This window comes from Exiguobacterium sp. N4-1P, from assembly GCF_002214325.1.
The window spans coordinates 558,937-581,894 of record NZ_CP022236.1; the positions used below are offsets into that span (position 1 = coordinate 558,937).

General features: G+C 44.5%; 22 protein-coding genes and 1 other annotated feature. Of the genes, 15 read left to right on the forward strand and 7 right to left on the reverse strand.

Annotation, left to right across the window (positions count from 1 at the left end; genetic code table 11):
- The first annotated feature begins 47 nt into the window (after positions 1-47).
- The 5 genes from A0126_RS02875 to A0126_RS02895 all read left to right on the forward strand — a co-directional run bounded on the left by A0126_RS02875 (position 48) and on the right by A0126_RS02895 (position 4,259).
- The gene (locus tag A0126_RS02875) at positions 48-938 is read left to right on the forward strand and encodes a carbohydrate ABC transporter permease (protein ID WP_088836377.1); all 891 of its coding nucleotides are present in this window, start codon (positions 48-50) and stop codon (positions 936-938) included.
- Complete coding sequence (locus tag A0126_RS02880) at positions 935-1,822, forward strand: carbohydrate ABC transporter permease (RefSeq protein WP_088836378.1); 888 nt, start codon at positions 935-937, stop codon at positions 1,820-1,822. Before A0126_RS02875 ends, A0126_RS02880 begins: the two co-directional genes overlap by 4 nt.
- Before the next feature lie 143 nt (positions 1,823-1,965).
- Positions 1,966-2,223: a binding site (T-box leader), on the forward strand.
- Positions 2,224-2,289: 66 nt separating this feature from the next.
- The gene (gene asnA, locus A0126_RS02885; RefSeq protein WP_088836379.1) at positions 2,290-3,264 is read left to right on the forward strand and encodes an aspartate--ammonia ligase; all 975 of its coding nucleotides are present in this window, start codon (positions 2,290-2,292) and stop codon (positions 3,262-3,264) included.
- A gap of 157 nt (positions 3,265-3,421) precedes the next feature.
- Positions 3,422-3,640 carry a hypothetical protein gene (locus A0126_RS02890; protein ID WP_088836380.1) on the forward strand — a complete coding sequence of 73 codons (219 nt, stop codon included), beginning with the start codon at positions 3,422-3,424 and terminating at the stop codon, positions 3,638-3,640.
- Between the two features lie 19 nt (positions 3,641-3,659).
- Entirely contained in the window at positions 3,660-4,259 is a 600-nt protein-coding gene (locus A0126_RS02895) for a DedA family protein (protein WP_088836381.1), read from the forward strand.
- A gap of 18 nt (positions 4,260-4,277) precedes the next feature.
- On the opposite strand, the gene A0126_RS02900 is transcribed toward A0126_RS02895, so the two are convergent.
- Positions 4,278-5,741 carry a potassium/proton antiporter gene (locus A0126_RS02900; protein ID WP_088836382.1) on the reverse strand — a complete coding sequence of 488 codons (1,464 nt, stop codon included), beginning with the start codon at positions 5,739-5,741 and terminating at the stop codon, positions 4,278-4,280.
- Between the two features lie 189 nt (positions 5,742-5,930).
- Between A0126_RS02900 and A0126_RS02905 the strand changes: the two genes are divergently transcribed.
- Positions 5,931-7,214: an ABC transporter substrate-binding protein gene (locus A0126_RS02905; protein ID WP_088836383.1), complete on the forward strand. Its 1,284-nt coding sequence runs from the start codon at positions 5,931-5,933 to the stop codon at positions 7,212-7,214.
- A 107-nt stretch (positions 7,215-7,321) separates the two neighbouring features.
- Here A0126_RS02905 and A0126_RS02910 read toward each other — a convergent pair whose 3' ends face one another.
- Complete coding sequence (locus A0126_RS02910; RefSeq protein ID WP_088836384.1) at positions 7,322-8,611, reverse strand: NCS2 family permease; 1,290 nt, start codon at positions 8,609-8,611, stop codon at positions 7,322-7,324.
- A 208-nt stretch (positions 8,612-8,819) separates the two neighbouring features.
- On the opposite strand from A0126_RS02910, the gene A0126_RS02915 reads away from it, so the two are divergent.
- The 8 genes from A0126_RS02915 (at position 8,820) to A0126_RS02945 (ending at position 17,547) form a co-directional block, all read left to right on the forward strand.
- The gene (locus tag A0126_RS02915; RefSeq protein WP_088836385.1) at positions 8,820-10,577 is read left to right on the forward strand and encodes a sensor histidine kinase; all 1,758 of its coding nucleotides are present in this window, start codon (positions 8,820-8,822) and stop codon (positions 10,575-10,577) included.
- On the forward strand, positions 10,577-11,281 hold the full coding sequence (locus A0126_RS02920) for a response regulator transcription factor (protein WP_088836386.1): 705 nt from the start codon (positions 10,577-10,579) through the stop codon (positions 11,279-11,281). The genes A0126_RS02915 and A0126_RS02920 overlap by 1 nt, the downstream gene beginning before the upstream one ends.
- A gap of 28 nt (positions 11,282-11,309) precedes the next feature.
- Positions 11,310-12,017, forward strand: a complete 708-nt coding sequence (gene deoD / locus A0126_RS02925) for a purine-nucleoside phosphorylase (protein ID WP_029332717.1) — start codon at positions 11,310-11,312, stop codon at positions 12,015-12,017.
- A 191-nt stretch (positions 12,018-12,208) separates the two neighbouring features.
- Complete coding sequence (locus A0126_RS02930) at positions 12,209-13,591, forward strand: aldehyde dehydrogenase (RefSeq protein ID WP_088836387.1); 1,383 nt, start codon at positions 12,209-12,211, stop codon at positions 13,589-13,591.
- A 168-nt stretch (positions 13,592-13,759) separates the two neighbouring features.
- On the forward strand, positions 13,760-14,467 hold the full coding sequence (locus A0126_RS02935) for a Crp/Fnr family transcriptional regulator (RefSeq protein WP_088836388.1): 708 nt from the start codon (positions 13,760-13,762) through the stop codon (positions 14,465-14,467).
- Between the two features lie 791 nt (positions 14,468-15,258).
- Positions 15,259-15,372 carry a cytochrome C oxidase subunit II gene (locus tag A0126_RS19085; protein WP_152638917.1) on the forward strand — a complete coding sequence of 38 codons (114 nt, stop codon included), beginning with the start codon at positions 15,259-15,261 and terminating at the stop codon, positions 15,370-15,372.
- A 12-nt stretch (positions 15,373-15,384) separates the two neighbouring features.
- Positions 15,385-15,855 (forward strand): cytochrome c oxidase subunit II, encoded by a 471-nt coding sequence (locus tag A0126_RS02940; RefSeq protein WP_088836389.1) that lies wholly within the window; start codon positions 15,385-15,387, stop codon positions 15,853-15,855.
- Complete coding sequence (locus A0126_RS02945; protein ID WP_088836390.1) at positions 15,856-17,547, forward strand: b(o/a)3-type cytochrome-c oxidase subunit 1; 1,692 nt, start codon at positions 15,856-15,858, stop codon at positions 17,545-17,547.
- Positions 17,548-18,047: 500 nt separating this feature from the next.
- Here the strand turns inward: A0126_RS02945 and A0126_RS02950 are convergent, their stop codons facing one another.
- Genes A0126_RS02950 through A0126_RS02970 form a run of 5 tightly spaced genes read right to left on the reverse strand, consistent with a single transcriptional unit; the run spans position 18,048 to position 21,498 of the window.
- Positions 18,048-18,677: a response regulator gene (locus tag A0126_RS02950; protein ID WP_029332722.1), complete on the reverse strand. Its 630-nt coding sequence runs from the start codon at positions 18,675-18,677 to the stop codon at positions 18,048-18,050.
- On the reverse strand, positions 18,674-19,699 hold the full coding sequence (locus A0126_RS02955) for a sensor histidine kinase (protein WP_034801180.1): 1,026 nt from the start codon (positions 19,697-19,699) through the stop codon (positions 18,674-18,676). Before A0126_RS02955 ends, A0126_RS02950 begins: the two co-directional genes overlap by 4 nt.
- Positions 19,696-20,415, reverse strand: a complete 720-nt coding sequence (liaF, locus tag A0126_RS02960) for a cell wall-active antibiotics response protein LiaF (RefSeq protein WP_029332724.1) — start codon at positions 20,413-20,415, stop codon at positions 19,696-19,698. The genes A0126_RS02955 and liaF overlap by 4 nt, the downstream gene beginning before the upstream one ends.
- 57 nt (positions 20,416-20,472) lie before the next feature.
- Complete coding sequence (locus A0126_RS02965; RefSeq protein WP_088836391.1) at positions 20,473-21,087, reverse strand: hypothetical protein; 615 nt, start codon at positions 21,085-21,087, stop codon at positions 20,473-20,475.
- Positions 21,088-21,117: 30 nt separating this feature from the next.
- Positions 21,118-21,498 (reverse strand): lmo0954 family membrane protein, encoded by a 381-nt coding sequence (locus A0126_RS02970; RefSeq protein WP_029332726.1) that lies wholly within the window; start codon positions 21,496-21,498, stop codon positions 21,118-21,120.
- A gap of 270 nt (positions 21,499-21,768) precedes the next feature.
- On the opposite strand from A0126_RS02970, the gene rsgA reads away from it, so the two are divergent.
- A complete protein-coding gene (gene rsgA, locus A0126_RS02975) occupies positions 21,769-22,818 on the forward strand; it encodes a ribosome small subunit-dependent GTPase A (protein WP_088836392.1) in 1,050 nt (349 codons plus the stop codon).
- Positions 22,819-22,958 lie beyond the last annotated feature (140 nt).

The following is a 22,958-nucleotide window of genomic DNA, read 5'->3' on the forward strand; positions in this document are numbered from 1 at the left end:
TCATTTTTTGTCGAATTTCGTAATGTAAGGTAGAGGAGGGATGATAAATGGCATCAGGCAATAAGAAAAAACTAAAACGCGGACTGGATTTCTGGATGTTCGTAGGACCGGTTTTTTTGGTTTTCGCGGTCATTGTTCTTGTTCCATTTTTTAATGGCGTTATGTATTCATTCACGGATTGGAACGGGATTACAGGTGAACTGAATTGGATTGGTTTTGACAATTATGTTCGATTGTTTACGAGTGATGAACAGTTCCAACAGTCATTTTGGTTAACGACGCGCTATACAATTGTTGCTGTTGTCTTGACCAATCTAGTTGGATTCATCCTGGCATTTTTATTAACACAAAACATTCGGACTCGTAATTTTTTACGAACGATTTTCTTTATGCCGAACTTGATTGGTGGATTGATTCTTGGGTTCATCTGGCAGTTTATTTATGTAAAAGGTTTTTCTTCGATTGGCGAGTTAACGGGTTGGAGTCTTTTTGAATTACCATGGCTCGGAGATGCCCGAACAGGTTTTTGGGGAATCGTCATCGTCTCGATTTGGCAAGGTGGCGGGTACATCATGGTCATCTATATCGCTGCGTTACAAAATGTACCGCAAGAATTGGTTGAAGCGGCAAAAATTGATGGAGCGAATCGCTTATCGACACTGCGTAATATTACGATTCCATTGATCATGCCGTCGGTGACGATTTGCTTATTCTTAACGATTTCCTGGTCATTCAAACTGTTCGATACGAACTTATCGTTAACGAACGGTGGTCCGTTCAAGTCGACAGAGATGCTCGCTTTGAACATCTACAAAGAATCCTTTACAAATAATAATTTAGGACTTGGTTCAGCGAAGGCTGTCATCTTCTTTGTGGTCGTTGCGGCGATTACAGTCACACAGGTCTACTTAACGAAAAAGCGGGAGGTGGAAGCATGAGTACAGCCCAACCTTTACCGACGCCAGAAAAACAAACGCCAAAACAAAAACCGAAAAAAAAGGGACGCTATTCGATTCGACTTGGAATGGTCGAAATTGCGGCGCTCATCATGGGACTCCTCTATATGATCCCCTTTTACTACGTACTTTCGAATTCGTTTAAGTCGAGAGGAGACATCTTTACGAATACATCCGGTCTTCCAAAAGAGTGGATGGCTTCAAACTACGTGGATGCCTGGGAAGCGATGAACTTCGGAAGAGTGTTCTTGAATTCCGTCATCATCACGGTCGGTGCCAATGCAATCATCGTTATTTTCTGTTCGATGGCGGCATGGAAACTCGTTCGGACGAAAACACGCTTGTCGACGATTATTTTCTTTTTGTTCGTCGCAGCGATGATCATTCCGTTCCAATCGATCATGATTCCGTTATCGAAGTTATCGGGTCAGCTCGGTTTGCAAAATAGTTACTGGGGCTTAATCTTGATGTATCTCGGGTTTGGATCAGGATTATCGATTTTCTTGTATCATGGGTTCATGAAATCCATTCCGGAAGAAATCGAAGAAGCGGCCATTATCGATGGCTGCTCACAGTGGGGTGTCTTTTGGCGGATCGTTTTCCCGCTCCTTAAGCCCATCACGGTCACAATCGTCATCTTGAATACGCTTTGGATTTGGAATGACTTTTTGTTACCATCGCTGATGTTACGTGATGTTGATTTACGGACGATTCCACTGGCGACTTTCTATTTCTTCGGTCAATACACGAAACAATGGGACTTGGCGCTTGCCGGACTCGTGCTTGGTATCATCCCGTTACTGCTCTTCTTCTTCGCGATGCAAAAGCAAATCATTCAAGGAATTACGAGTGGTTCCATCAAATGATTTTTGAAAGCGCGTTCTCGCTTCTGCGGGAACGCTTTTGCTTGATAAACTTAATCAGACTAATCAGACAATTTTATTTTTTTGAAAAAAAAAGCTTTTCAAAGTGTGACGGCATAGTGTACGATAATCTCAATTCAATTGTAACAACGACGTTGAAAGGAAGAGTAACACCTTGAAAAACCGTATTAGCGAGCTGGGGACGGTGAGAGCCCAGTCGGAAACAAGTTGTGAAGAACATCCTGGAGTCGCTACCCGAACACGATTGTCAGTAGGCGTAGCCGGAAATGCCTGTCCGTTATCATATGGCCGAAGATTGAGATGATGATTCATCAAGTCTTTTGAGTGAGTAGCTTTGCTACTAACATGGGTGGTACCGCGGAACCGAGTCTTTCGTCCCATATTCTTGGGAGAGAAGGGCTCTTTTTTATGGCTTCTTTTTCAAAACACAATTGAGGAGGAAGAAAACCATGACAACACTCGTATCGATGAAAAAGACACAGGAAGCCATCACACTCGTAAAAAAACGCTTTGAGGACCAGTTCTCTAAAACACTCGGATTGACACGTGTAGAAGCACCTTTATTCGTAGAAAGCACACTAGGTGTCAACGATCACTTAAACGGAACGGAGCGTGTCATTCGCTTTGATGCAATCGATCATCAAGTAGAACTTGAAATCGTTCAGTCACTCGCGAAGTGGAAACGCCAAGCGTTGCACACATATGGGTTTGCAGAAGGCGAAGGGCTATATACATTGATGCATGCGATCCGTCGGGATGAAGTACTCGACGCGACACATTCGATTCATGTTGATCAATGGGACTGGGAACGGATCATCTCAAAAGAAGCTCGGACAATCGATTCATTAAAGACAACGGTCTTATCCATCTATGAAACAATTCGCCAAGTTGAATTAGAAGTTCAAGAGCAGTTCGGGATTGAAGCGACGTTACCGAAGACGATTCATTTCATGACGACACAAGAGCTCGAAGATTCGTATCCGAGCCTATCATCAAAAGAGCGGGAAACGGCAATTACAAAAGAGTACGGTGCGGTCTTCCTTATGCAAATCGGCGGAGCTTTAGCTTCTGGAGAAAAACATGATGGCCGAGCAGCTGATTACGACGACTGGTCACTAAACGGTGATATTTTAGTTCATCACCCGGAAATTGGTGCTTTTGAGTTATCATCGATGGGAATTCGCGTCGATCGGGCGGCACTCTTGTCTCAAATCAAGACGACAGGAGAACACGAAAAATTAGAGTTTCCTTTCCATCAAGGTGTTCTTTCAGAGACACTCCCGTTGACGATGGGAGGAGGGATCGGGCAATCACGAATGGCGATGTTCCTATTGAAGAAACGTCACATCGGGGAAGTCCAAGCATCCGTCTGGTCAGAGGAAACGCGTCGTTCGTACCGCGAGCAAGGTGTGCACCTCCTGTAAGCGAGTGACTATATTATATAGAAGAAATGAAAATGAGATCTCACAAACGTGGGGTCTCTTTTTTAGTATGAGTAAGTTCATAAGACCTTAGACGGAGGGAAAACGTGTTGAATTGACGTATAATGGGCATAAGAATAAATAAGAAAGAGGTGAAGACATGTCTGCATTACTCATTACAGGACTGGTATTTGCGTTATTATTTGTTCTATTTCTTTGGTTTAACATTAAAGGACTTCGAACGATGTGGCGTGATTATAAAAAAACAGGCTCAATGGTAGCACTAGGTTTCTTTATTGTAGGTGTGATTGGTATTTTCACTGGTGTATGGACGACACTTGTCGTCATCATCTATTATCTCCTCCGTCCGCGAGGTTAAAAAAGAGGAGGGGTTAAGCGTGTTAGAGTGGTTATTTGCAGCTGGAGAGTCAAATCTCTGGCTTTTTTTAGGGATTATGATTCTTGGATTAGGTACTGAATTAATTCCGGCAGAAGTCGGGTTACCCTTACTGGGTCTGTATGTCTCAAACGGAACACTCGGCTGGACGACGGCTGTCTTAATCGGCTTCTTTGGTAGCCTGATGGGAGCGATATTATTTTATTTTTTAGGTCGTTATGCTGGACGACCATTACTTGTCCGTTACGGGAAATGGTTATTGATTAAAGAACGGGAAATCGATCAAGGGGAACGAATTGTTTCGAAATACGGAACGTGGTCAGCACTATTTGGTCGTTTCTTTCCTGTCGTTCGGTCGGTTGTCTCGATTCCCTGTGGACTATTTAATCTTTCCTTCAAGCGTTATATCCTTGCTTCGAGTGTCGGATTATTTCCGGTCTCGTTCTTCTATATTTGGCTAGGAGAAAAATTTGGGGTAGCACGTGCAGAGTCGATGTTAAAAGCACTTGAAAAAGAACTGTGGTGGATTCTCGGGATTATCATCATCGGAATCGTCGGTTACATTATTTATCGTCGGAAATCGAAAAAAGGAGAATCGTAAACACGATTCTCCTTTTTGTTATGACGTTTTAGGGAACAGGAAGCGTTTTAACGTTTTAATCCGGTGTTTCGGTGTCAACAACAACAGTTGATCATTTCCTTCGAATACAGTATCACCACGCGGCGTAATGATTTGGTCGTCACGGATGATTGCCGTGATCAAAAATTCTTGAGGGAGTTGAATATCTGAAATCATTTTTCCGATGAACGGATGGTGACGTGGAATCGTTAATTCAATGATTTCAGCGTTTGGTTTTCCAATCGACATAAATTCGATGACGGTTTGAATTGTTGATGAGCCCGTTTCGTTTAAGTGTAAGCGGTCAGCTAATAAACTTAACAAACTCCCTTGAATCAATGTCGAAAGTAGCACTGTGAAGAAGACGATATTGAAAATCATCGAGGCATTATCAATTCCTGCAACAAGTGGATAAGTAGCGAGAATGATTGGAACAGCACCCTTAAGACCTGCAAACGAGATAAAAATCTTCTCACGCCAACTGTATTTAAACGGCAGTAAGCTTAACCAAACAGAAAGTGGACGAGCGATGAAAATCAAAATCAAAGCTAGCGCGATAGACGAAAGAATGACTTGAGGATCAAGCAGCTGTTTCGGGAAGACGAGTAGACCAAGTACGATGAACATTCCGATTTGAGCGAGATGGGCCATGCTCATCGTGAAACGGACGAGTGTCTGCCGATAGACAAGTTCATGGTTGCTGATGTAAATGGCTGTGACATAGACAGCTAAGAATCCGCTTGCTGAGAAAGCAGAAGCAATACCGAATGAGAGGAAACCAAATGACATCAAGAGAATCGGATAAAAACTAGAAGAACTTAAATCGATTCGGTTGATCACGGCAGAAGCGACCCAACCAATCGCGAGTCCAAGTAACAATCCGATAACCATCTCCCAAGTGAGTGAAAACAAGCCGTTTAAAAGAGAGGCATCTTGCGGATTGGTGACAAACTCAAGAAAGAGAACCGTCAAGAATACAGCCATTGGGTCATTTGTCCCTGATTCGACTTCGAGGGTTGAACCCACTTTACGCCGGACGGATTGACCACTCAGCACAGAAAAGATAGCAGCCGCGTCTGTCGACCCGACGATGGCTCCGAGTAAAAAGGAATTGGGCCAGTTAAAGCCAAGAATATAGTGGGAAGCAACGGCAACGACAGTCGTTGCGATGAACACACCGAACGTCGCGAGGGACAAAGATGGGGCGAGCTCTTTTTTGACATCTTTCCAGACCGTTTGAAGACCACCTTCAAACAAGATGACGATTAAGGCAATCGTACCGAACAACTGTGCCAACTCTGCATCGTCAAAACGAATGAAGCCCGTGACATCACTACCAGCAATCATTCCTAAAGAAATGAAAATAAGTAAAGCAGGTATGTTAAAGCGGCTAGATAATTTTGTTGTCCAGACAGCGATGAACAACAAAGAACCAATCAGTAAAATAATCGAAGGTAAGGACATTGCATCAAACTCCTTTGTTAAAATTTAATTCTAACTTCATTATACACTAATCCCGAGTTTTTCGGTCGGATAACGACTGTTCAATATTTTCCACCACACCCGACAAAATTATCTATCTTATTTGGTAGCGTTTTCATTTATTGTAAAAGCGTAGCACGATTATCAACTCGAAATCAGGGAGGTATCCGAATGCGTAAACGTAAATGGGCAACAGTACCAGTCGTCACTACGGCAATGGTCGTCGCATTAGCAGCATGTGGCGGTGGGACGCTAAATAGCGACGATTCTAAGGACAGTGATTCTTCCAAAGATGGAAAGACGCTTAATGTATTCCAGTTTAAAGCGGAGATTGCGAAAGACATGGAACAAATGGCGAAAGAGTACGAAAAGGAAACAGGAACGAAGGTCGTCGTTCAAACAGTCGGTGGTGGATCGGATTATGGTGCAGCCTTGAAGTCACAGTTCGCGTCAGGAAATGAACCGGATGTCTTCAATAATGGTGGTTTTGCTGAAGCAAAAACGTGGCAAGATAAACTTGAAGATTTATCAGACGAGGAGTGGGTTAGTGACTTAACTGATCTTTCAAAAGAACCGATGACGATTGATGGAAAACTATATGGTATGCCGATGAACTTAGAAGGCTATGGTTTTATTTATAATAAAGAAATCTTTAAAAAAGCTGGCATCACAGACTTACCAAAAACGTTAACGGAACTGACGGATGCTTCTAAAAAACTTAAAGCAGATGGTGTGACACCGTTCTCGATCGGATATGGCGAGTGGTGGGTACTCGGAAATCACCTCTTGAATATTCCGATGGCGCAACAAGATGATCCCGACCAGTTTATTGCAGATTTAAACGCAGGAAAAGGGAAATTCGAGGACAACAAACAGTTTAAAGAATTTATTGATCTCTTTGACTTAACGATTGAATATGGGAATAAAAATCCGTTGACGACAGACTATAATACACAAGTCACACAGTTTGCTGAAGGAAAAACAGCGATGATTCAGCAAGGGAACTGGGCGCAACAGTTGATCACGGATGTGAACCCGGACATCGAAATGGGCTTCATCCCGATGCCGATCAATGATGATAAAGAAAAAATGGACCGTCTTCCGGTTGGTGTCCCGAATAACTGGGTCGTCAATAAAAACTCGAAGAATAAAGAAGAAGGTAAGAAGTTCCTCGAGTGGATGGCGACATCGGATACAGGAAAAGACTATATGGTCAATAAATTTAAGTTCATTCCGGCCTTTAAATCCATCGAAGCGACGGACTTAGGACCGCTTGCAGAAGATATTCAAGCTTACTCGAAAGAAGGCAAAACGATTTCATGGAACTGGTTCAAATATCCGGATGGTGCTGTAAATGAATACGGAGCAATCATGCAAGCCTATATCGGTAAACAAAAAACGTCAGAAGAGATGTTACAGGACTTCACGAAGACATGGATGAAAATGAAAAAATAAGCAGTAACTACAGCGATCTCAGACCAGTGGTTTACATGGTGGGGATCGACATGAAAAACTCCTCTTTCCTATCGAATCGATGATAGGGAAGAGGAGTTTTTTACATCTTATAAGAAAAATAACTGGATAAAGAACAGGATGGCAAATAGATAGATTAAGGCATGGACCCGTTGCTTTTGTACGGCTTTCATGATCGGATAGACGATGAATCCGAAGGCAATTCCGGTCGCGATGCTTCCTGAAAGCGGCATGATGATGATGATTAGAAAAGCAGTGAAGGCCTCACTGAAATCTTCCCACGCAATTTGCTTGATGTTTTGAAGCATCAATGCACCGACAAGGATTAAAGCGGGTGCCGTAATCGAAGGAACACCTGAAATCGCTTGGACGACTGGTCCGAAAATCGCTGCGAGCGCAAAGAGCAGACCGACTGTGACCGACGTTAAACCAGTACGTCCTCCGGCAGCAACACCAGAAGCAGACTCAACATAAGCAGTCGTAGGACTTGTACCAAAGATCGAACCGACGACCATCGCCGTTGAATCAGATAATAAAGCACGATCACTATTTTTAAGTGAACCGTCCTTCTCAATCAGTCCGGCCTGTTCACCGACTGCGACCATCGTACCTGTCGTATCAAACATCGTTACGAGGACGAACGAAAGGACACCACTAAAGAGTCCGTATTGAAAGACATCTTGAATCGCTGTGAAAGGGTTTGTGACTAACAAGCCTTCCGGTAATGTTGGCCAAGCCGTGAGTGTATTTGAAAATTTGAGTTCTCCCGTGATGAAAGCGAGCGCACCCGCAAGAATCATCGCGTACAGTAATCCACCTGGAACACGTTTGACAGTTAAGATGGCAGCAGTCATCAAACCAATGAGTGTAATAATAGCTTCTGGTGAAGACAGTGAGCCAATCGTAATCAAAGTCGCTTCATCTGCAACAAGAATACCTGACATCTTCAGTCCAAGTGAAGCGATGAAAAGTCCAATTCCACCAGTGATCGCTAACTTGAGTGTCAGTGGAATGATTTCAATCAGTTTCGTCCGGATTGGAGACAACGAGAGCAATAGAAAAATGATTCCGGATACAAAGACGACAGAGAGTGCTGTTTGATAAGGAATTTTTTCACCGATGACGAGAGTATACGTGAAGTACGCATTCAGTCCCATGCCCGGTGCAACGGCGATAGGGAGATTCGCATATAACCCCATTAAAAGCGTTCCGACGAGTGTAGCGATAATGGTCGCAGAAAATGCTTGTGCTTGCGGAATGCCCGCGTCAGCTAAAATCGTTGGGTTGACAACTAAAATATAGGCCATCGTGATGAACGTAATGAACCCGGCTTGGATTTCACGTTTCACGGTCGTATTATGGGCAGAAAGCTTAAACATAAATAGAGAACCACCTTCGATGAGTTTAATTAAAAAACGAACATTAACGATACTATATGATTATTCATTCGGAATCAAGGATTATTTTTTAAGTATATTATGGATAACTTGATCTATAAACCATCGTAAGCGCTAAAAGGAAGTGGATGTAAGCGGATACAGTTGTGCTATACTATTTATTAGAAGAAAAAGGGTGGAAGGTGGCAAAATGAAGAGCATCCGGACGCGTCTTATATTACTTGTAGCCCTCGCTATCTTGGTTCCGACAACACTTGCTACAACTGCTTCTTATATATATGTACGTCAGCAAAACATTGCAGAAGCCGAGCGTTCGAGTTTAAGCGCTCTCCAACGCGGAAATAGTCAAATCAGTCATTATATGGAAGACGTGAAACGGTTATCAACAAGTCTCTACGCTAATCGTTCATTGATGAATATTATGAATGCTGGTGCCGATGCTGAGCTTGGTGAGTCAGATAGTGTCGTCGCTCGTTCCTTACTCGGTCTCTTTTTATCAAGACAGGATGTTGAACAAATTCATTTTGTGATTTTAAAAGGGTACTCGGAATACTCTGTCTATAATATGAAGACTTCCGGTCGTGGCAAATTTGATTGGTTACAAGAGACTGATTATTTTCGATTGATGCAACAAGAAAATGGTTGGTTGATAGACCCGGAACATGTGATTACAGCATATAATTCTCGGACGATGATTCTTGATGAAAAAGAAGTCGTCAGTTTTCGTTACCGGATTGATCGCGTCGAAACGAGTGAACCCATCGGCTTTTTGTCAGTAGACATTCCAGTTCGGGTATTTGAACAACAACTACAGCTGTTTGAAAATTCACCGGACGAATCATTATGGTTAATGAGTGGGAATCACTTAATCGCGAAGACAGGAACGACATTACCGGTGACGACTGAAAAAATGACTGGAAAAAGTGGGAGCATGCACGTCGGTAGCTCGTTCATCGTGTATGTGAAGACCGAAAAGCAAGGCGTGCCGATTACACTGATCAAGAAAATTCCTTATGCTTCTGTCATCAAGGGAGCAAATGAAACGGCAATCATTTTATTGGTGATTGGTTTAGTGTCACTTCTATTAATGATTATGGCGGCAAGTCTCGTCGCACTCGAAATTACAAAACCGATCAAACAATTGACGGCAAATGTCTGGCGGGTCGAGCAAGGGGACCTCTCCACACGTTTTGTCGCGACGACAAATGATGAAATCGGTTTATTGAATCGCCAGTTTCAACGAATGGTGCACCGGATGGATCGTTTGATTAAACGAGAATACCGGTTAGCACTTGAAAATCGGACGAACGAGCTACGTGCGTTGCAATCACAGCTCAATCCACACTTCTTATTTAATGCGCTACAATCGATCGGAACAACGACGTTGCAAGGGGACCGGAAAGTCGCCTACCGTTCGATAACCGGTCTTTCACAAATGATGCGTTATTCGATGAACAACGAACAGACGATTGTCACATTAAAGCAAGAAGTCGACCATCTTCAAGGGTATATGCGCTTACAACAACAGCGTTTCCCAGAAAAATTTCGTTATATCGTCGATGTCCCTTGGCACATGAACCCGATTGAAGTACCAAAAATGATTTTGCAACCGTTCGCTGAGAATTACTTTAAACATGCCTTTAATCAGCAAAGTGATGCGTTAGATAATTACTTGGCGTACAAAATTAGAACCGATGGGGACCAACTGATCATTAGCGTCGAAAACAGCGGACCGATCATGTCTGAGGCAGATCTTGAGATGATTAACCAAAAAATGCGGGCACATCGCGCTCCTGAAGACCGGCAAACATCTGGCATCGGCTTACACAATATATACGAACGTCTTCAAATTTTTTACGGTGAACGCACAAACATGACGCTCCAATCTCCAATAGAAGGTGGATTCAGAATCACTATCCGAATTCCAATCGAACAGGAGGAATTGTAATGAATGTACTAATCGTTGATGATGAACAACACGTTCGTGACGCTGTAAAGTTACTTGGTGAATGGGGTGACTGGAAAGTATCGCATATTTTTGAAGCGGAAGATGGAGCAGCTGCGAAAAAAATCTTAAATGAAGAAAAAGTCGGATTGATGCTGACCGATGTTGAAATGCCGGGAGTAGACGGATTAAGTTTATTAGAATGGACAAAAAATCATCATCCAAAGGTCGTCACGATCGTGTTGACAGGGTATGATGATTATACGTATATGCGTCGTGCGATCTTACATCAATCGTTTGATTACTTATTGAAACCGATCGATCCAGATGTTTTAAATGATGCGCTTTCCCGAGCAATGGAGCTGATTTGCCCAGTTCAAGAGCAGGGAGAGGCGATTGATCAAATTGCGAAGTATATCGAGACACATTATGCGGAAGAGTTAACGCTCCAGCTCATGAGTGAGCGCTTCTACTTAAGCCGAGAATATATATCAAGGCGCTTTAAACAGCGTTTTTTGGTTAACTTATCGGATTATATCCAAACGATTCGTCTAAATCGGGCAAAGGAATTGCTGGGAGAGACGAATGCCCGTATATATGAGATTGCCGTTGAAGTCGGGTATCAGGATGATAAATATTTTCGAAAAGTATTTAAGAAGCAATTCGGCATGACACCGAATGAGTTTAGAGAGTTGTTATCTATTTAATTAAACGAACGTCAAGGAGGAAACGTACATGAGCGTACACATTAATGCAGCAGAAGGTCAAATCGCAGAAACAGTTTTACTTCCGGGAGATCCTCTTCGCGCGAAGTACATCGCCGAAACATTTTTAGAGGACGTTGTTCTTTATAATGAAGTGCGTGGGATGTATGGCTTCACAGGAACATACAAAGGGAAAAAAGTATCCGTTCAAGGAACAGGTATGGGTGTTCCGTCGATGTCAATTTATGCAAATGAACTCGTTCAATCGTATGGTGCAAAAAACTTGATCCGTGTCGGTACAGCGGGCGGGATTACACCGGATGTAAAAGTACGTGACGTCGTCATCGCGATGAGTGCTTCACACGACATGGCTCAAAATCGTGTCCGTTTCAATGGATTGGATTATGCGCCGACAGCTTCATTCGAGTTATTGCATAAAGCGTACACAATGGCACAAGAACACGGAATCGACGCAAAAGTCGGTCAAGTCTTCACGACGGATCAATTTTATCAAGATGATTTCCACCACTTCAAAAAATGGGCGGACTTCGGTTGCCTCGCAATCGAGATGGAAGCAGCAGGTCTCTACACACTCGCTGCAAAACATAAAGTCAATGCTTTGACGATTTTGACGATTTCAGATCACCTCCTAACGGGAGAAGAAACAACGTCTGAAGAACGCCAAACGACGTTCAATGATATGATGAAAGTGGCACTTGAAACAGCGATTCAGCTGTAATCAATCAGATGAAATAAGACGATTCGGATGGTAAAATCACTGTCTTCATGAAACGAACACAGCAGGACTCGCGTTTCGAGTCCTGCTTTTTTGTCTAATCACAAAGAAGAGGGAGCATACGATTGAATCATTGCTCATTCGCTATGATAGAATGAGGAAAAGAAAGCCTAGACCATGAGGAGGAACACGAGATGGAATCGACGATGACTGAATCAACTATTTCGAATCTTGTTCAAACGCAACGTAATTTCTTTAAGACAGGCGCGACGCGAAGTGTTGCGTTTCGTCTAAGTATGTTGACGTTTTTAAAGCAAGCGATTGAAACGCATGAAGAAGCAATTTATGAGGCATTAAAAACGGACTTGAATAAAGGACGTCAAGATGCGTTTACGACGGAAATCGGATTCGTCTACGGCGAACTCGCACGGATGGAGAAGAAACTTCGCCGACTTGCTAAACCGAAACGAGTCGGGACACCGTTGTTACATATCGGGTCAAAAAGTGACATCCATTATGAACCATATGGAAACGTGCTCGTCATCGCGCCGTGGAACTATCCTTTCCAGCTCGCTGTTGCACCAATCATCGGGGCGATCGCTGCCGGAAATACGGTTGTCTTGAAACCATCAGAACTAACACCAAACGTCTCGCGTGTTCTCCGTGAAGTCTTTGAAACGGCATTTCACGAACGATTTGGACTTGTCATCGAGGGGGATGCGGACGTCAGTTCAGCTGTTCTTGAAGAGAAGTTTGATTACATCTTCTTTACGGGGTCGACGCGTGTCGGAAAAATCGTCCATCAAGCAGCGGCGAAACATTTGACACCTGTCACGCTGGAACTCGGCGGGAAGTCTCCAACGATCGTTCACCGCGATGCGAACTTAAAGCTTGCTGCAAAACGAATTGCTTGGGGCAAATGGTTAAACGCAGGACAGACGTGTATCGCCCCTGACTATGTTTTTGTCCATGAAGACGTCCGCGAGGAATTTTTACGCTTGATTGAAAAGGAAGCTTTTGCCCAGTATGGTAATGGTGTTGGTGTGAATTCTTACGTCAAGATTGTTTCAGACAGTCATTTGGATCGATTGAGTGGCTACTTGCCCCAAGGTGAAATTTTATTTGGTGGTCAAGTCGATGCAGCGACGAGAAAGATGGCACCAACCGTCATGACGGACGTTGATCCAGAAAGTCCGTTGATGCAAGAAGAAATCTTTGGACCGATTCTTCCAGTCTATTCTTATCGTGAAGTGGAAGAGGTCATCCGTTTCATCAATGACCGTGATAAGCCGTTGGCGCTCTATCTCTTCACAGAAAGTAAAGCTGTTCAGCATCGTGTACTCGATCGTGTGTCATTTGGTGGTGGATGCATCAATGATACGTTGATGCATGTTGCGCAACATAACTTGCCATTTGGCGGGGTCGGCGGAAGTGGTATCGGTGGCTATCATGGGAAATTCAGCTTTGAGACGTTCAGCCACCGTAAAGGAGTCGTCAACAATACGACGAAGTTCGATTTGCCGTTCCGCTACATGCGCTCGAATACCGATTCAAAATGGATGCGTTATTTATTATAAATGGAACTTAAACGGAGCCAAGAGTAGATCCAATCGGTCTACCTTGGATTTTTTTGTTTATTTAATTTGTGAAATAGTGAACAAAGTTTGACAATCTTTTGAAAAAACGCTATTTTCCCTTGTGATGTTCTATACTGAAGGCAGAAGCTACGGAAAGGAGAATGCGAGATGCTTACTTGTGGGACGACAGAAGCCAATACGTTCGTGTTGTCGAGTGAGACACGTGAATTACTTGAAGAGTTCATGACTGAGGTATCTTTTAAAAAAGACTCAATCGTCTGTTGGGAAGGGGAAATGAACGATAAACTTTTTTATGTGAAACAAGGTGGTGTAAAACTATCAAAGCTCACGAAAAAAGGTAGCCCGCTAATGATGTTCTTATATTTCAAAGGTGACTTATTTGGTGAATTCGATGTCGGAGAAGCATTTCCAAGCTCCTATAGTGTCGAAACGATGGAGGACAGTGTCATTGGCTTCATCTCGAAAGCGACACTCGAAGATTTGATGAAAAAAGATGGAACGTTCGCGTTAGATATCATGCGCTGGCAAGCCTTGATGCGAAAACAAACGGAAACGAAGTTACGTGACCTCTTATTGTTCGGGAAACAAGGGGCACTTGCTTCGACACTCTTACGACTAATCGCAATGGACGGAAAAAAAGTCGATGACGATTACGTGATTTCGAAGCGACCGTCGGATACTGAACTCGGTCAGTTGATCGGGGCACCACGTGAAACGGTCAACCGGATGTTTTCTCAGTGGAAAAAAGACAATGTCATTTCGATGACGACGACTAAAATCATCGTTCATGATGCCAACTATTTACGCGATCTTTGCCACTGTGAAGGGTGTCCTGTCGGTGTCTGCCGGATTTAAACTTAACTTGAGCGTTAGCTTACGGAGCCATACGTTGGAGCTGACTTAAAAATTGCTCCAACATCCTTTTGATGGAACCGCAACGCGTTAAACTTCAGAAGAACTTATCAGCAGTCTAGGATCACATTCTTTTTGAATGTGGTCCTTCAGGCTGTAGACAACGTGCTATCGGGAGATCAAGCGTCTTTTTTCGTTTCTTTCCTCGGGCGAGGCGCAAGCCGTTGCTCCTTGGTTCTATCGGACAACGAGCAGGGTCTTGCATGCCTCTGAAAGTGCGTTGAAAACGAAATTTTTCCCGTAGGAGTCAACGAAATGTGACGCTTTTTATAGGAATACCGTGACGGAAAGCCTGGCATGCAGACGGTTTAGCACGCAATCCGTCTCGAATCGCTTAGAACCGCGAAAAGCAATCGGTTGCGACCCTGCAGCTTGGCTGTAGCGGCGCGGAAGGTTGCCGCTTTGAAGACGAGACGAGACAGGGACGCGCGAACGGATTGCCTCTCGTTATAGTATGTTCACTCTTCATAATAGTTTGTCTACACGCTGTAGGATCACATTCTTTTTGAATGTGGTCCTTTTTTGTGTCGCACAAACAGTAGCGGTTCAAAATATGTTCAGTACGTAATATGTTCAGTACGTAACAAGTTGTGAACTTTATGTGTGTTTTATAAAAGAAAAGCGCGAAATCGTCACAATTGGTGTGACGTTTATCACATATTACGAAGGGTGTCTTTTTCTAAAATAAAGGTAGGTTAAGTCACCGATTCAACGACGGAAGGGAGCTACTGATCATGCGTCAGAAATCAGATACAGAACTGAAGGGAACGTTTATCGCTGTATTTATCGTTGCCGGAGTCATCATCGGAATGTGGGGATCAATCTTTTTATTATTCACTTCAAGATAAGGGGGAATCAGGGTGCATATTCATCGTTTAGAAAAAATATGGTTAGTATTCGGTTGTATCATGTTGGCAGTCTTTTTAATCATCATTGGCGTATCAGCATTCGCTTCTGATAATCAACCACCGTCGGACGCAACATTGATTGACCCGACGCAAGTCGATCAGACGAAGCCATTTGATAAACCGGGTCTAAAAAAAATTGACGACAATAAATATGAGGCCGTCATGGTCTCACAAGCTTTCCAGTTCACACCGCAAGACATGATTATCAAAAAAGGCGCGACCGTCGATTTTCTGGTGACGTCGAAAGATGTCGTCCATGGATTTGAAATCGTCAAGACGAACGTCAATATGATGGTCGTTCCCGGACATATCAATTCAATCGAGTACACATTCAAAGAAGCTGGCGAATATTTAATTGTCTGTAACGAATATTGTGGATCGGCGCATCACATGATGTCGACTAAGATTAAGGTGGTGGAATAAATGAATGCGATTTCGAAAAAATTAATGGAGTTTGAGATGGAGCGGGGAATCCCCGCAGGAGAGATTGGATTAAAAGAAGCAAAACTCGGATTTGCCTACGTCAGTTTTTCACTTGTGGCGTTACTGATCGGTGGACTATGTGGTCTACTACAGACACTCGTCCGTACTGGAGTCATTCCAGAAATTGCTGGAGTCGGTTATTATGAATTGCTGACGGCTCACGGACTAATGCTTGCGATTGTCTTTACGACATTATTCATATTCGGACTTTTATTTTCATTTTTAGGACAGTCGTTCGGGCGTTTTGAAGAGTTTCCGAGACGCTTGGGCTGGGTTGGATTCTGGTTGATGATTGTCGGTGTCCTCCTTGTCACATGGATGGTGTTAGCAGGTGAAGCATCCGTTCTCTACACGTTTTATGCGCCGCTGAAGGCACACCCTGTTTTTTATATCGGACTCGTGATTTTCGTTGTGGGAACATGGGTTTCTTCTGCCGCAATGTTCCGGATGTACGCGGATTACAAACGAGAACATAAGGATGTCCATCCACCACTTCAAGCCTATATGAGCATCATGACGGCTTTGTTGTGGGTCATCGCCACGCTAGGTGTCGCAGCGACGATTCTCTTTCAACTCTTGCCGTTATCACTCGGTTGGACGGATAAGGTCGGGATTGAATTATCCCGAACATTATTTTGGTATTTTGGTCATCCGCTCGTCTATTTTTGGTTATTGCCAGCCTATATCGTATGGTACACGGTCATTCCAAAGATTGTCGGGGGTAAGATTTTTTCAGATGCTTTAGCACGAATGTCATTTTTACTGTTCTTATTGTTCTCGTTCCCTGTTGGTTTTCACCATCAGTTGCTCGAACCCGGTATATCAGCATTTTGGAAGTACATCCAAGTCGTCTTGACGTTCCTTGTCATCATTCCTTCATTGATGACAGCATTCTCGATGTTTGCGACATTTGAACTAGCAGGTCGTCGTCAAGGTGCGACCGGACTATTTGGGTGGATCAAGAAAATGCCGTACCGGGATGTCCGCTTTCTTGCACCGTTCGTCGGCATGTTGTTCTTCATCCCGGCTGGAGCCGGTGGTGTCGTCAATGCTTCCCACCAATTGAATATCGTCGTGCATAACACTTTATGGGTGACAGGTCACTTCCATATCACAGTCGGGGCTGCAGTCGCGTTGACGTTCTTTGGAACGGCCTATTGGCTTGTTCCATTATTACGAGGACGGACCTTAACAAAACGGATCAATACAATTGGTCTCATCCAGACGGCGACGTGGACGATTGGTATGCTCTTTATGTCGACTGCGATGCATATTTCAGGCTTACTTGGCAATCCGAGACGGACGGGTCCTGCGGCATATTTCAAAGATTCGCTCGTCGCAGATTGGATTCCCTATCACGTTGCGATGGCAATCGGTGGTACGATCCTCTTTATTTCAATCCTCTTATTCTTGTTTGCGATGTTCCAACTGGCCTTCCGGACACCGAAAGGAAGTACTGAATTTCCTGTCGCGGAAACAGAGGAAGCAGCGATGAAGACACCACTCTTCTTTGAGAACTGGAAACTTTGGATTTTCGTGACGTTTGCTTTGATTGCGTTTGCTTACACAGTACCGATTTGGCACATGATTGATAATGCGCCTCCTGGAGCTCCAGGTTGGAAACTCTGGTAGCCCTATCGAAAAGTGCTGATAGCTTACTAGGACTTTTTATACACGCTGAAGGGTGAAAATGCTATATTGAGAAGCACTCCGTTCGTGCTTTCCTGTCTCGCCTCGTCTTCAAAGCGGCAACCGGTCACGCCGCTACAGCAAAGCTGCAGGGTCGCGACCGATTGCTTTTCGGGGTTCTAAGCGATTCGAGACGGATTGCGCTCTAAATTGTCTACATGCTCGGCTTTCCCTCACGGTATTACTTGAAAAGCGTCACTTTTCGTTGACTCCTGCGGGAAAAAGTGCGTTTTTAACGCACTTTCAGAGGCAGGCAAGACCCTGCTCGTTGTCCGCTAGGATCCAAGGAGCAACGGCTTGCGCCTCGCCCGAGGAAAGCAACGAAACATGACGCTTGATCTCCCAATCGCACGTTGTTTACAGTCTGAAGGGCCAGCTTTGATAAGCTGACCCTTTTTTTTAATGAATGGATGCGTAGACGAGTGCAAAAACTAAGTAAAAGATTATTTCACGATGTGGTGCTTAAAGGCATAGACGACGGCTTGCGTCCGATCGACGACATCGAGCTTTGATAAAATGTTGGAAACATGCGTTTTAACTGTTTTTAGGGAGATGAACAGTTCGTCTGCAATCTCTTGATTAGCCATACCGCGCGCCATCAACTGTAAGACTTCTTGTTCACGCTCCGTTAAATCGTCGTGGAGTTGACTGGCAGGTTTGCGCAGGCGTTCCATCATCTTACCTGTCACTTGAGCTGCCATGACAGATTGTCCGCTCGCTGTCTTGCGAATTGCTTCCGCAATATCAAACGCGCTTGCCGTTTTTAGGACGTAACTCATCGCACCGGCTTCAATGACGGGATAAACTTTCTCATCATCTAAGAAACTTGTGACGACTAAAATTTTAGCTTCCGGCCACTCGGCGCGAATCAGACGTGTTCCTTCGACACCATCGACCGGCTCCATGACTAAGTCCATCAAAATCACATCAGGGCGATGTTCAAGAGCAAGTTTCGCTCCGATTTGTCCGTCAGCAGCTTCTGCGACCACTTCAATATCAGGTTGGGTCGATAAAAAGGCAGAGACTCCAGCGCGAACCATTTCATGGTCATCGACTAATAATACGCGTATCATACTTGCACCATCCGTTCTTTTCTAAGTTTGACTTCAATCTGTGTTCCTTGACCGGGCACACTGACGAGGCGAATCGTCCCACCGATTTCAGCCGTACGTTCGCGCATCGAGTTGATCCCGTACGAGGCGAGTTTTTTCTCGTCGACGATAAAGCCGACACCGTCGTCATTCATACTCAAGATGATTGTCTCATTGAATTGACGCAATTCGATATTCATGTGCGATGCTTTCGCGTGGCGTAAAGCATTCGTCAAGCCTTCTTGAACGATGCGGAATAATTCATTTTCAATCGGGCGCGGTAATTCAATCGGTTCGAGTTTCCAGCTCAATTGCGTCGATTGTTTCCTTGATAGTTCTTCGAGCAGTTGGGTTAGTCCTTGTTGTAAAGTCATGCCTTCGAGTTCCACGGGACGTAGTTGGAGCAATAAAGAACGCATTTCCGATTGTGCCGTCTGTGCCATCGTCTCGACTAAGTCAATTTGTTTCGCTGCCGTTTCCGGTTGCGTCAAAATCGTTTGTTTGGCAGCCGTCGTCATCATCGAAATGGCATAAAGTTGTTGGGAGACGGAGTCATGGAGATCACGTGCGAGACGTTTGCGTTCTTCCGTGATGGCTTGGACACGAACTTGTTCGACGTGTTGCGGACGTGTACTGATTTTTTGAACCGTCTCGACCTGTTCATCGATTCGTTTCCCAATTCGTGAGAGGCGGGTCAGTGTGTGGAAGTAAGGTCCGTTGACAATCGTGACTTCTTTTCCTTGCTCGAGTTCGATGATGGCAGTTGTGACACGTTTGAAGTCACGACGTAAAAAGAAGTAGTGGATGCTGCCGATTGCGAGCGGAAGTAACAGGGATAATCCGACGACAAGCAATAAGACAGGTAAATCTTGTTGACGGACGAAAAGTACATGCCAATCGACTTGGCGTGTACTTAAAAACAAACCAGTCGTCACGACGGCTGTCAGAAATCCGGTCAATACTTGGAGCGCGATGACACCGAGCGGGAAGTGATCACGTTTCATATCGAGGTCACCTCCACGTTACCGATGCCAAGCATGACGTGAATGCGGACTTTTCGAGTCGCTTCTTCATATTGTGGTGCCCGGAACTGAATGCGACGGTTAAAAAATGTCGGGATCCGGCGGACATCTGTTTTGACGCTTCCAAAACCAATCGACGTATCAAGCGTATAGTCATATCCTGAAGGTAATAAAATACGCACATCTCCGACGACACCACTGATGACGATGAGTGTTTCACCTTCTGGGACATAGGCATGCGTTAAATCGATTTCTAAATCTTTGACGATGAACTGTTCACTCAAGTCTTTTAACACGTAAGGTGTTTCAGACTGCGTCGAAAACGAGTAAGCAGGTTGGATCGTAATGCCTTCTTCTTCATAAAGACGTGGTGAAATCTTCGAAAAGAAAAATTCGCGGACGGAGTGTCGGGTGACAAGGATAATTCCGAGATATAGCAAAATTCCGGCGATGACGAATCCGACAGCTGCCGAGCTCAAGACGACTCCAGCTAAGATAATCGTACCGACGATATAAAACAGGATGGCCAGTTTTTCATGACCGCGACGCCGAAAATGAATCCCGACATAATACAACAAGAACGGGAATAAGATTCCAAATAAGACGTTTCCGGCTCCAGTCATCAAATCATAAAATAATCCGAGCGCGAATAGGATCGACACGTAGCCGACTAATTGTTTTGTACTTAATCGTCGCACGATCAATCTCCTCCCTGACATGACAAAGGGAGGCAAGGGCCTCCTTCGTCAAAATACTTATTTTTGGAAGCGACGTTCGAGTTCCGCAATACGTGAATCGATGTCGTCTTCTGGTGTTTGTTCTGCGACATCCGGTTCTGCTGCCGTAAACGGATGTTCTTCTTGTTTAATAGTAGCATTTGGTTCGCGTTCTAGCACCTGGTTCATCTTTGATTTTAAATTAGAAACGTTTTCCCGCATCATCCACTCATAGCGTTTATTTTGCAAGTCTTCGAGTTTAAGTTTCAACTCGAGTGCTTCCCGTTCAAGTTGCGTCAATTCCCGTTTCGTTTCAACAATCAACTCTTCGAAGAAACGGAACTGTTCACCGTAATGTTTGGATTCGATAGCGGCGCGTTCTGCAAGTTCCTGCTCTTCAGCTTGTTTAGCAATTTCGACTTGGGCAAACCGCTTATCAGCTAGTTCTTTTGCTTCATCTTGTTTTTGTGTGAGTTCGCTTAGGAGTGACCGTTGACGTTCGAGTAGCCGGTCGATTTCTTTTAAATCAGATTCGGTAATCCGGATATGACGGACTAATTTTTTAGCCGGGACTTCACCTTGCTCGGCTGCCTTTTTGACTTCCGTCATCATTTGGTTAGCAAAATCATTGAGTTGGTCGAATACGTTCTTCATCGTGAATTCCTCCTTGAGTATAAGTAGCGATTAAAAGCGTTTTTGATCGAGGTCTTTCCAATCTGCTTCAAAATGAGACGCGTTTGACCGACGACGGCGAGAAAATAAATCGTTTGGATTCACACGTTCCATCTTCATCCGCATGTAACCGATGTAGAGGGCAAGTGCTGCCGCGATACCGAATACCGCCCAAATGTTTGAAAGGGCTAAGCCGATTCCGACTGCTGCGAGTAAACCAAAACCGATTTTTGCGATGACTTTTGTTGAACGGATAAACTTACTGATGGCGTAAAATGCAAGCAGTCCACCGAGCCCGAGTCCAATCATATGTGGGAGTGTCCCGATGACGACTGCGAGAAGAGCGATACCAGCAAGTATCATCAAAGCCTGTTTGCCTTTTGATTGCTTCATGATGAAGCCTCCTTTTACTTAATACCTTTATGATAAGGGATGGTGAAAAAAACGACGACGCCCCTCGGACCGTATTCGTCTCGGCCTTGAGGCGGAGTAGTAAGGTCTGACTTTATCGCCCAACGGTTTTTGAAGTGGCTACATATGATAAAATACAAAGGAAGTTACTGGAGAGGAGTGAGGTTTATGAATGTGCAAATCAACGTAAATCAAACACGTACTGGAGAACAGGGAGGGGTTTCCCTCCCTTAAATTAGAGGAGGAAACCATTTGAACGAATGGGGTAAACCACCTGCACATGAGGCAGGAGAACATGAAAATTTAGGACGGATCACTGCAGTCTTTCAAAAACAGTATCGTGTCATGACGGCTGCTGGCGAGACGCTTAGTGAATTATCTGGAAAGATGCGCTTTGAGGCATTGACGAAAGCAGATCTTCCCGCAGTAGGGGATTGGATCATCCAGACAGAGCGAGAAGCGGGATTAGGACGGATTGAGCAAGTTCTTCCGCGGACCTCACAATTCTCAAGAAAAGCAGCGGGTACGGAAGTCGAAGAACAAATCATTTGTGCGAATGTTGACGTAGCTTTGCTCGTCATGGCATTCGGTCACGATTTTAATGTCCGGCGGCTTGAACGTTATTTAACGGTCGCCTGGGAAGCTGGCGTCAAGCCGATCATTGTTTTGACGAAACGAAGTCTGATGGAATCCGTCGAGTCCGAGTTGGCTGAGATTGAAGGAATTGCCTTCGGGACACCTTATGTTGCGATTGATTCGTTGACCGGTGACGGGTTGGAAAGTCTTCGAGATGTTCTCGAACCACGTGAGACGATTGTCCTCGTCGGTTCATCCGGTGTCGGGAAATCGACACTCGTTAATGCGTTAGCAGAGGAACAGTTGATGGAAACAGGTGGCGTGCGAGAAGACGATCAACGCGGACGGCATACGACGACGCACCGTGAACTCAAACGATTAGCGAACGGTCTGTTGCTCGTCGACACACCGGGTATGCGTGAACTGGGACTATGGGACGGAAGTGACGGTCTGACTTCGACTTTTTCTGATGTCGAGTCGCTCGCTGAAAACTGTCGTTTCCGGGATTGCCAACATGGCAATGAACCCGGGTGTCGAGTCCGCCAAGCATTGGAAGATGGAAGTCTTCCGCACGAACGCTGGGAAAGTTATCTGAAGCTGCAACGGGAAATTGCCTATGCTGAACGGAAGCAAAGTGTAGCGCTACAAGCTGCCGAAAAAGAAAAGTGGAAGAAGATTCAGAAAAACGCGCAGGCACATACAAAATTAAAGTATCAAAAAAGATAAGTAAACGAAACGCCGATGTTCCCCTTCTTTACAGGGAATCATCAGCGTTTTTTTCGTTCGCGGTAATTAGATACGCATGTGGGAGGCGCATGGAAAAGTACCGTATTTCTTTTTAAGTTAGCATGCTTTTATCATCGTGC

Coding starts and splice junctions, on each gene's coding strand:
- A0126_RS02900 (WP_088836382.1), bottom strand. CDS start 5,741: ATGTCCTTACCTTCGATTATTTTACTGATTGGTTCTTTGTTGTTCATC.
- deoD (WP_029332717.1), top strand. CDS start 11,310: ATGAGCGTACACATTAATGCAGCAGAAGGTCAAATCGCAGAAACAGTT.
- A0126_RS02950 (WP_029332722.1), bottom strand. CDS start 18,677: ATGATACGCGTATTATTAGTCGATGACCATGAAATGGTTCGCGCTGGA.
- A0126_RS02945 (WP_088836390.1), top strand. CDS start 15,856: ATGAATGCGATTTCGAAAAAATTAATGGAGTTTGAGATGGAGCGGGGA.
- A0126_RS02890 (WP_088836380.1), top strand. CDS start 3,422: ATGTCTGCATTACTCATTACAGGACTGGTATTTGCGTTATTATTTGTT.
- A0126_RS19085 (WP_152638917.1), top strand. CDS start 15,259: ATGCGTCAGAAATCAGATACAGAACTGAAGGGAACGTTTATCGCTGTA.
- A0126_RS02955 (WP_034801180.1), bottom strand. CDS start 19,699: ATGAAACGTGATCACTTCCCGCTCGGTGTCATCGCGCTCCAAGTATTG.
- asnA (WP_088836379.1), top strand. CDS start 2,290: ATGACAACACTCGTATCGATGAAAAAGACACAGGAAGCCATCACACTC.
- A0126_RS02915 (WP_088836385.1), top strand. CDS start 8,820: ATGAAGAGCATCCGGACGCGTCTTATATTACTTGTAGCCCTCGCTATC.
- A0126_RS02910 (WP_088836384.1), bottom strand. CDS start 8,611: ATGTTTAAGCTTTCTGCCCATAATACGACCGTGAAACGTGAAATCCAA.
- A0126_RS02970 (WP_029332726.1), bottom strand. CDS start 21,498: ATGAAGCAATCAAAAGGCAAACAGGCTTTGATGATACTTGCTGGTATC.
- A0126_RS02880 (WP_088836378.1), top strand. CDS start 935: ATGAGTACAGCCCAACCTTTACCGACGCCAGAAAAACAAACGCCAAAA.
- A0126_RS02875 (WP_088836377.1), top strand. CDS start 48: ATGGCATCAGGCAATAAGAAAAAACTAAAACGCGGACTGGATTTCTGG.
- A0126_RS02930 (WP_088836387.1), top strand. CDS start 12,209: ATGGAATCGACGATGACTGAATCAACTATTTCGAATCTTGTTCAAACG.
- A0126_RS02920 (WP_088836386.1), top strand. CDS start 10,577: ATGAATGTACTAATCGTTGATGATGAACAACACGTTCGTGACGCTGTA.
- A0126_RS02965 (WP_088836391.1), bottom strand. CDS start 21,087: ATGAAGAACGTATTCGACCAACTCAATGATTTTGCTAACCAAATGATG.
- A0126_RS02935 (WP_088836388.1), top strand. CDS start 13,760: ATGCTTACTTGTGGGACGACAGAAGCCAATACGTTCGTGTTGTCGAGT.
- A0126_RS02905 (WP_088836383.1), top strand. CDS start 5,931: ATGCGTAAACGTAAATGGGCAACAGTACCAGTCGTCACTACGGCAATG.